The following is a 13,720-nucleotide window of genomic DNA, read 5'->3' as shown; positions in this document are numbered from 1 at the left end:
CAAGATGAAACTCGGCGGCCTGAGCCCTGTGGCTTACAGAGCCCAGGCCGCGTAGCCTTACACACTCAGCGTCCAACTTTTGGGGTGCAGCTCAATTGCAGTCTTCTGTAGGAGCGGCCTTGTGTCGCGAAAGGGCCGCAAAGCGGCCCCAGCAATATCACCCCAAAACGCTATCAAACGGGATGAAATCGAGCACATCCCCCGCCTCGAACGTCTCCCCCGCAGGCACTTCCAGCAACCCGTCCGCCTGCACCGCGCTGAGCAACGTCGCCGAACTCTGGTTCTCCAGCAAGCGCGCGCGCCCACCGTCAAGCCGCACCCGCAGGTACTCCTGGCGCTTGCCCGCTTTCGGCCAGGCGAACCCCGCCACCACAGGCACCCGCATCGGTTCTACCCGTTCAACACCCATGCGCGCCAAGAGATAAGGCCGTGCCAACAACAGAAACGTCACCAGCGCCGACCCTGGGTTACCCGGCAACCCCAGCAACGGCACGCCACCCACATGGCCAAAGGTGAAAGGCTTGCCCGGCTTGATCGCCAGCTTCCACAGCTGCACATCACCAGACTCGCGCAACAGCGCGCCAATACAGTCGGCATCACCCACCGACACCCCGGCGCTGGTGATGATCAGCTCGGCACCTTGCACCTCGACCAGCGCCGCACGCAGCAGCGCAGGCTCATCCGGCACACAGCCCAGGTCGATCACCTCGCACCCCAACCGCTCCAGCAGTGCGGTCAGCACCACACGGTTGCTGTCATGGATCTGCCCAAGACCAAGGGTCGCGCCCTCGCCTGCCAGCTCATCACCGCTGGACAGCAGCGCCACCTTGGGCCGGCGCACTACCGGCACCTGGGTGATGCCCTGCGAAGCCAGCACCCCCAGGGCAATCGGCTTCAGCACCGTGCCGGCGGCCAGCAAAGGCGCGCCGGCCCGGATCTCGTTGCCCTGCGGGCGGATATTGGCACCCCGCCGCAGCGGCGCAAGCGAGCTTACCCGCCCCTGCGCATCGACCTCGCAATTCTCCTGCAGCTGCACGCCGTCGGCGCCCGCCGGCACGGGCGCGCCGGTGAACACCCGCGCACAGGTACCGGCCTGCAACGGCCCGGGAGCTTCGCCTGCGAATACGGTCTGCGACACCGGCAGCGGTTGGGCTTGCAGGTCGTCGAAACGCAAGGCGTAACCATCCATGGCACTGTTGTCCCACGGCGGCAGGTCGATGGCGGCGCGCAGGTCTTCGGCCAGCACGCGCCCGTCGGCCTGACGCAGGGCAACCTGTTCGCACGCCGTCAACGGCGCCGCCCTGGCCAGCAGCAACAGCTGGCGCAGGGCCTCGTCGACCGCCATCAACGCACTCACGAGCGCGTCCCGCACAGGCTGGCAGCCTTCAAGTGAGGCACGAAGTTGCAGGGACGGTGGCGGGCGTCCAACTGCTCGACCAGGATGCCCTCCCAGGCCGTGCGGCAGGCACCGGTGGAACCCGGCAGGCAGCACACCAGGGTGCCGTTGGCCAGGCCCGCCAGCGCGCGGCTCTGTACTGTGGAGGTGCCGATATCGAGGATCGACAGGGCGCGGAACAACTCACCGAAACCGTCGATGTGCTTGTCCAGCAGGCAGCTGACCGCCTCCGGGGTGCTGTCGCGCCCGGTAAAACCGGTGCCACCTGTGATCAGCACCACCTGCACGCCTTCATCGGCGATCCAGCCGGCCACCTGGGCGCGGATCTTGTACAGGTCGTCCTTGAGCAGCACCCTGGCTACCAGGCGATGCCCCATGTCCACCGCGCGACTGGCCAGCAGCTCGCCGGAGCTATCGGTTTCGAAGGTACGGGTATCGCTGACGGTCAGGACAGCGATATTCAGCGGAACGAATACGGCAGCAGGTTTAACACTCATCTTTGGGCACTCTAATAATTCGACAAAATTGCCGAGAAACTAGACCGCCATTGAAACTGCGTCCAATCGATAATACGCAATACACAATAAGTCTCCTCTATGACGCGCGATCATTAGCGCGGTCTATCGCGTCTTCGTTAATTCCCATTGGACGACAGTCACGCTTCAACTTACTTTTGCCCAGCCTGAACGCTGGCCGCACGCATAAGTTCAAATGCACGCTCTCGATGCGCATTTTCAAACGCGATCGGCAAGGCGAGCGCTACCTGTAAACTTGCCATTGGAGCTTTCATGATCGACACACCCGAGTCATCCAGTCCCCTCACTCACCTGGACAGCCGCGGCCATGCCCACATTGACGGCCCGGTCACACAGGTAGCTGAAGATGAAATCGCCCTGTCCTGTTCAGTCAATCGACAACGTCATCACCGAGGCCGCCAGCGGGTGCCTGCGCCTGCATGACGAGGGTGTGCAGCGCCGAGGACCATACTGGGAGAAGTCATCCTGGTCGATGTCGGTGTCGTTGGTTTCGTCAGTTGTTGCAATACGGACGCGCGTTGCCTCAGCAGCCTGTCAAATTCGCCGCAACCACCCGATAAACTGGGCAAACAACTCCGATTGAGAGTTAATCTCCAGCTTCAGGTAGAGGTTTTTGCGGTGCATCCGCACCGTCTCCGGCGAGATCCCCAGTTCATGGGCCGTGGACTTCACCGAATGCCCCTGCAGCACCATCTGCGCCACTTCCCGCTCGCGCTCGGTCAGCACCCCGCAACCAAAGCTGTCGAACGCCGCCTGCACACTCCCCTTGCCTTCCGGCGCCTGCTCCAGCCCGTGCTGGGCAAAACGCATCAGCAATTCGCGGACCATGGGTTCGACCGCCTGCAACAGGTGCAGTTGTTCGATACCCAGCCGCGCACCGCTGCAACCCTGGAACAGGCTCAGCGAGATCTTGCTGTCATTGCCAAGGTCGACGATGAAGTAGCTGTCTTCGCTGCAACCGGTGCCCAGGTAATAGGTCTTGTAGTAGTCGCTGTCGAAGAAGTTGTCCGGGGCGATGTCTTCCAGGTGGTAGAAGCCCTGGGACAGGCCTTTCTCCACCGCCAGGCAGAACGGGTCAAGCAGGTAGCCGGCGGCGAAATAGCGCTCCAGCACCGCCTCGTGATAACGCTGCGGAATCCCCTGCTGATACAGCAGCTGCGGCGGGCGGCCCTTGCATTCGTGGCTGATCAGCATCGATTCGGCGCCCACCAGCTGGCTGATGGCCGCCGCCAGCCAGGCCAGCGCGTCCGGGCCCTCGCTGTGGGCGAAGGCCTGTTGCAGGGCGCTGTGCCATTGCTGCAGGGCATGAAACGGCAGGCTTATTATGGTGTTTTCATGTGCTCGGCTCATGCCCCGCAGTCTACCGGCCGGGGCATGCGTGCGCACCTTTGCGTGCAGGTGGGTCATTGGCCGTGGTACAGGCCTTGCGCGGTCAGTTCCCGCGCCGCATCGAGGATGCAGCTGCGCAGGGTGTCGACGATCTGGTCCACCTGGGCATGGGTGATGATCAGCGGCGGCGACATCACGTTCAGGTGCATGATCGGACGTACCAGCAGCCCCTTGGCCTGGGCCCGCACGTGGATGCGTTCGCCGATGTTCACCGCGTCAGGGAACAACGCCTTGGTCTGCTTGTTGGCCACGAACTCGACGCAGGCCATCAGCTTCATGCAGCGCACCTGGCCCACCAACGGCAGCTCCGCCAGGGTCTGCAGGCGCTGCTCCAGGTAGCTGCCGACATCGTTCACATGCGCCAGCAGGTTTTCCCGCTCGATGATCTCGATGTTCTTCAGCGCCGCGACGCAGCACACCGGGTGCCCGCTGTAGGTGAAGCCGTGGGTGAAGCAGCGGCCCTTGCCCGGCTCGGCGATCACCTTCCAGATACGGTCGGAGAAGATGCAGGCACCCAGCGGCAGGTAAGCCGAGGTCAGGCCCTTGGCGGTGGTGATGATGTCCGGGGTGACGCCGAACAGGGCTTCGGAGGCGAAGAAGGTGCCCAGCCGGCCGAACGAGGTCACCACCTCGTCGGCGACGAAGAGGATGTCGTAGGTCTGGCACACCTGCCACATGCGCTGGAAATAGCCCTTGGGCGGAATGATCACGCCGCCCGAACCCATGATCGGTTCGGCGAAGAAGGCCGCGACGTTGTCCGCGCCCAGGGAGAGGATCTTGTCCTCGAACTCGGCCACCAGGAAGTCGAGGAACTCGGCCTCGTCCATGTCGTCCCCTGCCCGGTAGAAGTTGGGGTTGGAGACGTGGTGGATCAGGTCGTTGGCGTAGTCGAACTCCGGCACCCGGTCGGCGGCCTTGTTGCCGATCGACATGGTCAGGCAGGTCGAGCCGTGATAGGCGTTGTAGCGGGCGATCACGTGCTTCTTGTGCGGCTTGCCGCGGCAGTTCTGGTAGTACTGGATCAGCCGGTAGGCGGTGTCCACGGCCGTCGAGCCGCCGGTGGTGAGGAACACATGGTTGAGGTCGCCCGGCGCCAGGCTTGCGAGCTTCTCGCACAGCTCGATGGCTTTGGGGTTGGCCATGTCCGAGAACGGGTTGGAGTAAGCCAGCTGGCGGACCTGGTCGGCGATGGCCAGGGCCATTTCCTCGCGGCCCAGGCCGATGTTGGTGCACCACATGCCGCCGACGGCATCGAGGAAGCGGTTGCCTTCGGTGTCGTAGATGTAGGCGCCCACGCCGGCTTCGATGTTCAGTGCGCCCTGCTCGGCGTGCTCGTCGAACATGTGGTAGCCGTGCATGTAGTGGGCCTTGTCGGCTTGCACCAGCAGGTCGTTGATCGGGGTGGCGGCCAATTTGCGAGTCGGGGTAGCCATGAGCGGTTCCTTGTCGGATCGGTACGGTGAAAGGTGTCAGATGCCGGTCTTGACCGAGCTCCAGACCCGGGTGATGGCGCGCATCGCCTGCGGGTCCTGGGATTTCTGGGTGAACAGACGCTCGCGGGTCTGGTCGTCGGGGTAGATCGCCGGATCGTTGCGGATGTCGGCCTGTACCAGGGGCGTGGCGGCGGCGTTGCTGTTGGCGTAGTGGATGTAGTTGGTCACCTCGGCCATGGTCTTGGGCTGCAGCAGGTATTCGATGAAGCGGTGGGCGTTGGCCACGTGGGGGGCGTCATTGGGCAGGTAGAGGCTGTCGAACCAGATCAGCGAGCCTTCCTTGGGAATGAAGAACGCCAGGTTGATGTCCTTTTTCGCTTCGACGGCGCGGGCCTGGGCGGTGGCGTAGTCGCCGGACCAGGTCAGGGCCATGCACACGTCACCGTTGGGCAGGCTGGTGAGGTAGTTCACCGAGTCGAATTTCTTGATGTACGGGCGCACGCCCATGAGCACGTCCTGGGCGGCCTTGAGGTCGGCCGGCTTGGCGCTTTGAGGGTCCTTGCCGAGGTACTTGAGGGCCAGCGGGATGACTTCGCTGGGGGCGTCCATGATGGTCACGCCGCAGTCGGCGAAGCGCGAGACGATCTTCGGGTCGAACAGCATGGCCAAGGATCCGATGGGCGCATCGGGCATGCGTTGCTTGATCTTGTCGACGTTGTAGGTGATGCCGGAGCTGCCCCAGGTGTACGGCGCCGAGTAGACCATGCCGGGGTCGAAGGCCTGCATGTGCTCGACCACTTGCGGGTCGAGGTTGGCCCAGCTGGGGAGCTTGGACTTGTCGAGGGGCTGGAACACCTTGGCCTTGATCAACGGCGGGACCAGGGAAGCGTTGAGCATCACCAGGTCGTAGCCCGAGCGGCCGGTGAGGAGTTTGGTCTGGACCGTTTCGTAGCCGTCGAAGGTGTCGTAGATCACCTTGATGCCGGTTTGCTTTTCAAAATCGGCGAGGGTGTTTTCGCCGATGTAGTCGGTCCAGTTGTACAACCTGAGTGTGTTGCCGGTGTCGGCCTCGGTGGCCAGGACGGCCGTGGCGGTACAGGTTAGCAACAGGCTGGAAATCACCTTCAATGCCTTGCGCATAGCAACTCCATCGTGTGATCAGGATGAAGTCCACTATCGAGGGATTGGAAGCTTGGGACCATACCCCGAATGGGTGTGTTCGCAGGTTTGTAGGAGCGGCCTTGTGTCGCGAAAGGGTCGCGTAGCGGCCCCAGGGTTTCAGCTACGCAGCAGATATTGCCGGGGCCGCTACGCGACCCTTTCGCGACACAAGGCCGCTCCTACAGGGGTCAATTCGCCAGCGGGTACAGCGCCTCATCGAACTGGTCCAGACGAGGGAAAGTCATCGGCAGATCATCCGAAAGCTGCTCCAGGCGCTGCTGATAGCTGCGCAAGAAGTCCTTGCGCGCCTCGTCACTGATATAAGGCACATGCCACGCCACGAACGGCTCCAGCACCTCGAACCCGACATACGCCAAAGTCCCCCGCAGAATCGGCCGCAGCATGTCTTCCAGCGGCCCATGGATCGCCTCTTCGCCGAACATGTGCTCACGCCCGCCAATCGTCACGGTCACCAGCGCCCGCTTGCCGGCCAACCCGCCCTGGTCGTAGAACCGCTTGCCGCCATAGCACACCCCCGACACCAGCACCCGGTCGATCCAGCCCTTGAGCATCGCCGGCGCCGAGAACCAGAAGATCGGGAAGTTCAGCACCAGCAGGTCCGCCCACAGCAGTTTGTCCAGCTCCTGCTGGATGTCCGGCGCGATGGAGCCGCTCTTCACCCCCAACCGCTGCTCCAGCGCATACACCAGGTACTCCGGGTTCTCGCGGTGGTTGAAGTCATCGGCACTGGCCACCGGGTTCCAACCCATGGCGTACAGGTCACTGACCTGCACCTCATGCCCCTGGGCACGGAAGGTGTCCGCCGCCTGGTCACGCAGCGCGGCAGTAAAGGATTGAGGCTCGGGATGAGCGTGAACGATCAGAACTTTCATGGGCAATCCTCAAACAGTTGCCAAAGGGGAAGTAGGGTTGCGCGTCGCCAGCAGGCGGTCGAGCCAGTCCGGGTCCATCTCCGGCTCGCAGGAGAACAGCAACCCGGTGTAATCACGGTACGGTGGCTGGAAGATCGCTTCGCGGCTGCCATGGTCGACCACCCGCCCGCGCTGCATCACCAGCACCTCGTCGGCGATGGCGCGCACGGTGGCCACGTCGTGGGTGATGAACAGGTAGGCCACGTTCAGCTCACGCTGGATACGGTCGAGCAGTTTCAGCACGCCCTCGGCGACCAGTTGGTCGAGCGCCGAGGTCACCTCGTCGCAGATGATCAGTTGCGGTTCGGCCGCCAACGCGCGGGCGATGCAGATCCGCTGCTTCTGCCCGCCCGACAGCTCGCGGGGCAGGCGGTCCATGTACTTGGCCGGCTCCAGGTCGATCATCCGCAGCAGCTCGGCGACCCGCTCGCGCAGCGCCTTGCCCTTCAGGCCCAGGTAGAAGCTCAACGGCCGCCCAATGATGTCGACGATGCGCTGGCGCGGATTGAGCGCGGTGTCGGGGATCTGGTAGATCATCTGGATGCGTCGCAGCTGCTCCTTGCTGCGCTGGCGATAGTCCGCCGGCAACGCTTCGCCGTCATACAGCACCTGGCCCGAGGTGGGTTGCAGCAGGCCGCTGATCAACCGCGCCGTGGTGCTCTTGCCGCTGCCGGACTCGCCGATCACCGCCAGGGTCTGGCCCCGATAGAGTTTCAGCGAGACATCGTGCAGCACAGGCTGATGACCATAGCGGGCATCGACATTGCGCACCTCCAGCAACGGTTTTTCATGCGCCGGGCACGCCTTGGCCGAGGTGTGGAAATTGCGCACTGCCCACAGCGATTGGGTGTATTGCTGCTGCGGCGCACTGAGCATGGTGCGGGTCTGCGCCTCCTCCACCAGGCTGCCGTGGCGCAGCACCATGATGCGGTCGGCCATCTGCGCCACCACCGCCAGGTCATGGCTGATATAGAGCGCGGCGCTGCCGAAGGTCTTCACCGCATCGCGGATCGCCGCCAGCACTTCGATCTGGGTGGTGACGTCCAGCGCCGTGGTCGGCTCGTCGAAGATGATCAGGTCCGGGTGGCAGGCCATGGCCATCGCGGTCATCACCCGCTGCAACTGGCCGCCGGACAATTGGTGCGGGTAGCGTTGGCCAATGTGCTCGGGGTCCGGCAGGCGCAGGATGCGGTACAGCTCCACCGCCTCGGCCTCGGCCTTGGCGCGGTCGATGCCGCCGTTGGTCACCGCCGTTTCCACGTGCTGATCGATCAGCCGGTGGGCCGGGTTGAACGAGGCCGCCGCGCTCTGCGCCACATAGGCGATGCGCAGGCCACGCAGCGTGCGCAGGGTTTCGGCGCTGGATTCGAGCAGCTGGATGCCGTCGAAGCACACGCTGCCGCCGGTGATCCGGCAGCCGTCGCGCACATAGCCCATCGAGGCCAGGCCCAGGGTCGATTTGCCGGCCCCGGATTCGCCGATCAACCCCAGCACTTCGCCCCGTTTCAAGGTCAGGTCGATGCCCTTGATCAGCGGGTGCCAGGCGTTCTCATAGTGGCCTTCGATGCGCAGGTCGCGAATTTCCAGCAAGGTATCGTTGCTCATGCTCAGCACTCCTTCAGGCCACTGGACAGGTGCAGCACCCAGTCGACGACGAAGTTCACGCTCACCGTGATCAACGCCACCGCCAGAGCCGGAAGCAGCGGGCTGAGGTCACCGAAGGTGATCAGCACCGCGTTGTCGCGCACCATGCTGCCCCAGTCGGCGGTCGGCGGCTGGATGCCCAGGCCGAGGAACGACAAGGCGCTGATGAACAGGAAGACGAAGCAGAAACGCAGGCCGAACTCGGCGATCAGCGGCGCCGCGGCATTGGGCAGCACTTCGCGAGTAACCAGCCACCACAGCCCTTCCCCGCGCAGCCGCGCGGCCTCGACGAAGTCCTGCACCACCACGTTCATCGCCACCGCCCGCGACAGGCGGAACACGCGGGTGGCGTCGAGCAGCGCGATCACCAGCACCAGCGAGGTGGCCGTGGTGCCGACCACGCTGAGGATCAGCAAGGCGAAGATCAGTTGCGGAATGGCCATCAGGATGTCCACCACCCGTGACAGGCCCTGGTCGATCCAGCCGCCCTTGATCGCCGCCACCAGCCCGCACAGGCCGCCCAGCAGGAACGCAAGGCTGGTGGTCAGGAAGGCGATGCCCAGGGTGTTGCGGGCGCCGTACAGCAGGCGGCTGAACATGTCGCGGCCAAGGTTGTCGGTGCCCAGCAGGAACTCCGGCCCCCAGGGCGCGAAGCCCTCGCCGACCACCTGGGTTTCGCCGTAGGGCGCCAGCAGCGGCGCGAACAGCGCCACCACGATGTAGGCAACAATCACCAGCAGGCCGAACTTCGCGCTCAGAGGCGCGCGCAGCAGAGGTGTGATCAGGCTCATGGTCTACCCCTTCGGATGCATCAGGCGTGGGTTGCTGGCGATCGACAGCACGTCGGCGCCGGTATTGAGCAGGATGTAGGTGCCGGCGAAGATCAGGCTGCAGGCCTGCACCACCGGGATGTCGCGCTTGGCCACCGAGTCCACCAGCAACTGGCCCAGGCCCGGGTAGACGAACACCACTTCCACCACCACCACGCCCACCACCAGGTACGCCAGGTTCAGCGCCACCACGTTGACGATCGGCGCCAGGGCATTGGGCAACGCGTGCTTGAAGATGATCCGCGCCGGCGACACGCCCTTGAGCCGGGCCATCTCGATATAGGGGCTGGCCAGCAGGTTGATCAGCGAGGCGCGGGTCATGCGCATCATCTGCGCGATCACCACCAGGCTCAGGGTCGCCACGGGCAGCACCGAGACCTCCAGCACCTCAGCCAGCGACGCATCCGGTGCCAGGCTGGAAATGCCCGGCAGCCATTCGAGCTTCACCGCGAACACCAGAATCAGGACGTAGGCGACGAAGAACTCGGGGAACGACACCGCGCTCAGCGCGCTGGTGTTCAGCAGCCGGTCGAACCAGCTGTTGCGGTACAACGCCGCGAGCATGCCCAGCAGCAACGCGGTCGGCACCGAGAACAGCGCCGCCAGCAGGGCCAGGCTGAAGGTATTGCCCAGCCGCGCGCCGACCAGCTCGACGATCGGCCGCTGGTTGGCCAGGGACAGGCCAAGGTCACCGTGCAGCAGGCGCCACGCCCACTGGATGAAACGCTGCAGTGGCGACAGGTCCAGCCCCAGCTGGGCCCGGAACGCCGCGACGGTTTCCGGGGTGGCCGACTGGCCGAGCATGGCCTGGGCGATGTCGCCCGGCAGCATGCCCACGGCCAGGAAGATCACCACCGAGACCGCAAACAGCGACAACAGGCCCAGGGCCAGCCGCTGCACAAGCAGTTTGCCAAGATTGTTCACCGTACAACTCCTCGACTGGATGCGAAGTTCAGCCCTGCGAAACGCGACCGGTTCAGGCCTGCCACCAGCGCTCGATCACCCGCAGGCCATCGAGCTCGCCATACGGCGCGGTGAGCGGGCCATGGGCCACGCGGCTGGAACGGGCGGCGACGGAGCTGGCGAACAGCGGCACGATCGCCCCGCCGTCATCGCGGCACAGCGCCTGCATTTCGTTGTACATCTCGCGGCGCAGCGGCTCGTTCATCTCGCCTCGGGCGGCGTTGAGCAACTGGTTGAAGCGCGGGTTGTCCCAGTGGGTCTCGTTCCAGGCCGCGCCCTTGGCGTAGCCGATGCTGAACATGCGGTCGGCGGTGAGGCTGGAGTACCAGAACGAGGTGGTGAAGGGCTGTTTCATCCAGACGTTGGAGAAGAAGCCATCGGCCGGCTCGCGCACCACGTCGATGTCGATCCCGGCCTGGCGCGCCTGCTCCTTGAACAGCACCGAGGCATCCACCGCACCGCTGTAGGCGGCATCGGAGGCCTGCAGGCGCACCTTGAGGCTGTCCATGCCGGCCTGGCGCAGGTAGAAACGCGCCTTGTCCGGATCGTAGGCGCGCTGCTCAAGCGCCGGGTTGATAAAGCGGTTGGCCGGCTGCAGCGGGTGGTCATTGCCGACCTGGCCGTAGCCGTAGAGCACCGAGGCCAGCAAGGTTTCGCGGTTGATCGCATGCTTGAGGGCCATGCGCACGTTGTTGTCGCGGAACTGCTGGCTGTCGCAGAGCATCGGGAAGGTGTAGTGCTGGGCGCCCTTGGTTTCCTCGATCACCAGCTTCGGGTTGCGCTTGAGCAGGGCCACGGTCTTGAGGTCGACCTTGTTGATGACGTCAACCTTGCCGGTCACCAGTGCGTTGACCCGCGCAGCGCCGTCGGCGATGGCGATCAGCTCGGCGCTGGCGAAATGCGCCCTGCCCGGCTTCCAGTAGTCCGGGCTGCGTTCCAGGTCCATGCGCACACCGGGCTCGAAGCTCTTGATGCGGTAGCCGCCGGTGCCGACGCCGGCCTGCCAGTCGGCCAGGCCGTCCTTGGCGGGCATGATCACCAGGTGGTAGTCGGCGACCACGTAGGCGAAGTCGGCGTTGCCCGAGTGCAGCTCGAACACCACGGTGTCGGGGGCGCTGGCGGAGACCTTGGCGACATCGCCCAGCACGGTCTTGGCGGCGGAGGTGGATTTCTCGCCCAGGTGGTGCTGGATCGAGGCGACCACGTCGTCGGCGGTCAGGGATTTGCCGTTGTGGAAGGTCACGCCCTGGCGCAGGGTGAAGGTCCAGACCTTGGCGTCCGGGCTCGATTCCCAGCGCTCGGCCAGCTCAGGGATGGCAGTGCCTTCCACGGAGATTTCGGTGAGGGTGTTGTACACCGCCGAAAAACCGATGAAGGTGAAGGTGTCGACCCACGAGCCCGGGTCCTTGGAGTCGGTGGTGCTGCCCCCGGCCAGGCCCAGGCGCAGAGTGCCGCCGGGCTTTGGCGTGGCCTCGGCGGCGTAGCCGCCCAGCGGCAGGCCGAGGGAAAACGCCCCGGCGATGGCTGCGGCAGCAGCGCTGTATTTCAGGAAATCCCGGCGCGGCAGGCCGCCGTCGAGAAAGGCTTGAGGACTCTTGTTTTTGTTATCGCTCATGGCATTTGCCCCTGTTGAACCGCAAGGAATTGTTGTTCGGTCAAAGCGGATTGCGTAGAAGCTGTTTATAATTTGTAATTGTTACCGTAACAAATACATTAGCGGCAGGACAAGCGCTTTTCCAGGGCCCGATGACGGGCTTTTCCATGGTGTAACATTCGCGTTTTCGCAGGGAGCCATTACCTCCATGAGCCAGTCGACCCGACTCATCACTGCTTCGTACATTCTCTCGTTCGTGGCGGCCAATGCGCCGCAGAAGCTGCGCACCGAGACCATCGCCAAGTGGGTGAAGGTGCACCCTACCCGCGTGCGCGGGCTGGTGTCGCAGATGGTCAAGGCCAATATCCTGACCTCGTTTCGCGGCGCCCAGGGCGGCGTGACGCTGGCCCGTGCGCCGCAGGAGATCACCCTGCGCGAGGTGTATGACGCGGTGCAGGAAAGCTCGCTGATCGCCGAGAAGATCGACAACCCGTTTGCCGGGCTGGAGGATCACTGCAAGGTGTACGAGGTGTTCACCCGGCTGTTTGCGATGCTGGAGCAGAACATGCGGCTGGACCTGGGGACGATTACGGCGGATCAGCTGTTTGTGGCGTTCGATACGCCGCGCGAGCAAGTCGAGTCTGCCTGAGCCTGTGCCGGCCTCATCGCCGGCAAGCCGGCTCCCACAGGTACTGCACAATCCTCAAGATCTCCACAGGTCGGTGTAGGAGCCGGCTTGCCGGCGATGAGGCCAGTCCAGTCACCAAGGCACTTAGTGCATCATGCCCAGCTCGGCATCATCCATCAGTGCCTTGGCCATCGCGCTCAGGTAGTGCGCGGCCCAGATCATCATGGGTTTCTCGTCCATCAGGCCGATGATGGTCAGCTCTCGCACATAGCCCATCAGTTCCGAGGCCTGTTCGCGGGCATTCTGGCAAGGGATGCCGGGCTCGATGCGGAAGAGTGGGTGGGTCTGGTTATCGCCCTGGAAGAAGGTGGTTTTGCCGACGGTGAAATGGGTGTCTTCTGTGGTCATTGTTCGATCTCCCTGAATTTTTAGTGCCTGTTCTGGCCTCTCGCGGATAAATCCGCTCCTACAAGGGGCGCGCGGCCTTTGTAGGAGCGGATTTATCCGCGAAAGGCCAGAACAGGCAACACATCACTGACGGCCTAGTGCAAAGTCCTGGGCTCAGCCGGCATCTGCACCTGAATCAACATGGACTCAAGCATCACCCGCAGCGCCTCCATTTCATGCATCGAAGCCATCATCAGAATCGAAGCAGGAGATTTGGGCTGCAGCAGCAGTGCCTGATGGATCACAGAGTGCGCGCACAGCGCATAGTCCGTGGCCTGGATGAGGGTGTCTTCGAGGGAATGGTTGTGCGGTGGATCGGGGACAATTTTCAGCATGAATCAACTCCTTGGTGGAGCTGCCACGAACCTGCTGTCAAACAGGTGGGTGGCAGCTGTACGTAGGTTGACAGACCGGCGGAGTTGATCAGTAACCGGCGCACGCGAGCGTGCCCTACGCACAGCCGCCATTGAAGGCTAAGCCATGCGATCACCCCGAAACGGCCTGTCAAAGCCGTGTCGTCGATATGCAACGACAGGCCGAGACTAGTAGGTGTGGACAAGCGACCGCAACGGGAAAAAGGCGGTAAGAGTATCTTTGGGAAATGTCCTACAAGAAAGAGGTTAAAACTGATTTTTCGGGTGCCCGACAGGAGATGGTTTGCGCCCATGAGATGGGACTGTCAGTTTTTTTGTGTGCGGGCCGGTAAGGGCCTGCCGCTAGGCAGGCCCTGATTTTACCAGGTCGGCCTGATGAACCGATCCCCGTAC

At 63.7% G+C, this 13,720-nt stretch carries 13 protein-coding genes; 1 reads left to right on the top strand and 12 read right to left on the bottom strand.

The genetic code is table 11. The annotated features are described in order from the left end of the window. Nucleotides 1-157: 157 nt before the first annotated feature. From glp to ACIPZG_RS26685, 10 genes are all read right to left on the bottom strand, one after another. Nucleotides 158-1,345, bottom strand: a complete 1,188-nt coding sequence (gene glp / locus ACIPZG_RS26730) for a gephyrin-like molybdotransferase Glp (protein WP_400718494.1) — start codon at nucleotides 1,343-1,345, stop codon at nucleotides 158-160. Between the two features lie 8 nt (nucleotides 1,346-1,353). Further along, on the bottom strand, nucleotides 1,354-1,893 hold the full coding sequence (moaB, locus tag ACIPZG_RS26725; RefSeq protein ID WP_400718492.1) for a molybdenum cofactor biosynthesis protein B: 540 nt from the start codon (nucleotides 1,891-1,893) through the stop codon (nucleotides 1,354-1,356). A 573-nt stretch (nucleotides 1,894-2,466) separates the two neighbouring features. Next, nucleotides 2,467-3,282: a helix-turn-helix transcriptional regulator gene (locus ACIPZG_RS26720; RefSeq protein WP_400718490.1), complete on the bottom strand. Its 816-nt coding sequence runs from the start codon at nucleotides 3,280-3,282 to the stop codon at nucleotides 2,467-2,469. 53 nt (nucleotides 3,283-3,335) lie between these two features. Beyond that, nucleotides 3,336-4,754 carry an aminotransferase gene (locus tag ACIPZG_RS26715; RefSeq protein WP_400718487.1) on the bottom strand — a complete coding sequence of 473 codons (1,419 nt, stop codon included), beginning with the start codon at nucleotides 4,752-4,754 and terminating at the stop codon, nucleotides 3,336-3,338. 36 nt (nucleotides 4,755-4,790) lie between these two features. After that, nucleotides 4,791-5,894 carry a polyamine ABC transporter substrate-binding protein gene (locus ACIPZG_RS26710; RefSeq protein WP_400718485.1) on the bottom strand — a complete coding sequence of 368 codons (1,104 nt, stop codon included), beginning with the start codon at nucleotides 5,892-5,894 and terminating at the stop codon, nucleotides 4,791-4,793. A 209-nt stretch (nucleotides 5,895-6,103) separates the two neighbouring features. Next, nucleotides 6,104-6,808, bottom strand: coding sequence for an NAD(P)H-dependent oxidoreductase (locus ACIPZG_RS26705; protein WP_400718483.1), 705 nt, complete (start codon nucleotides 6,806-6,808; stop codon nucleotides 6,104-6,106). Between the two features lie 9 nt (nucleotides 6,809-6,817). Next, on the bottom strand, nucleotides 6,818-8,452 hold the full coding sequence (locus ACIPZG_RS26700) for an ABC transporter ATP-binding protein (protein ID WP_400718480.1): 1,635 nt from the start codon (nucleotides 8,450-8,452) through the stop codon (nucleotides 6,818-6,820). Between the two features lie 2 nt (nucleotides 8,453-8,454). Next, nucleotides 8,455-9,282, bottom strand: a complete 828-nt coding sequence (locus ACIPZG_RS26695; RefSeq protein ID WP_400718478.1) for an ABC transporter permease — start codon at nucleotides 9,280-9,282, stop codon at nucleotides 8,455-8,457. Between the two features lie 3 nt (nucleotides 9,283-9,285). Further along, on the bottom strand, nucleotides 9,286-10,245 hold the full coding sequence (locus tag ACIPZG_RS26690) for an ABC transporter permease (protein WP_400718476.1): 960 nt from the start codon (nucleotides 10,243-10,245) through the stop codon (nucleotides 9,286-9,288). 52 nt (nucleotides 10,246-10,297) lie between these two features. Then, on the bottom strand, nucleotides 10,298-11,899 hold the full coding sequence (locus tag ACIPZG_RS26685; protein WP_400718473.1) for an ABC transporter substrate-binding protein: 1,602 nt from the start codon (nucleotides 11,897-11,899) through the stop codon (nucleotides 10,298-10,300). A 187-nt stretch (nucleotides 11,900-12,086) separates the two neighbouring features. Here ACIPZG_RS26685 and ACIPZG_RS26680 point away from each other — a divergent pair, with 187 nt between their 5' ends. Then, nucleotides 12,087-12,527 carry an Rrf2 family transcriptional regulator gene (locus ACIPZG_RS26680; protein WP_008090445.1) on the top strand — a complete coding sequence of 147 codons (441 nt, stop codon included), beginning with the start codon at nucleotides 12,087-12,089 and terminating at the stop codon, nucleotides 12,525-12,527. Nucleotides 12,528-12,650: 123 nt separating this feature from the next. Here ACIPZG_RS26680 and ACIPZG_RS26675 read toward each other — a convergent pair whose 3' ends face one another. Together ACIPZG_RS26675 and ACIPZG_RS26670 are read right to left on the bottom strand one after the other, a co-directional pair. Then, nucleotides 12,651-12,914 (bottom strand): DUF3077 domain-containing protein, encoded by a 264-nt coding sequence (locus tag ACIPZG_RS26675; protein WP_400718470.1) that lies wholly within the window; start codon nucleotides 12,912-12,914, stop codon nucleotides 12,651-12,653. 134 nt (nucleotides 12,915-13,048) lie between these two features. Further along, nucleotides 13,049-13,288 (bottom strand): hypothetical protein, encoded by a 240-nt coding sequence (locus ACIPZG_RS26670; protein WP_400718468.1) that lies wholly within the window; start codon nucleotides 13,286-13,288, stop codon nucleotides 13,049-13,051. Nucleotides 13,289-13,720: the final 432 nt, after the last annotated feature.

The organism is Pseudomonas sp. NPDC089395 (genome assembly GCF_044749525.1).
In the GTDB taxonomy this organism is placed as follows: domain Bacteria; phylum Pseudomonadota; class Gammaproteobacteria; order Pseudomonadales; family Pseudomonadaceae; genus Aquipseudomonas.
Note: the sequence above shows the minus strand (reverse complement) of the source record. Positions and strands in the feature narration are given on the sequence as shown.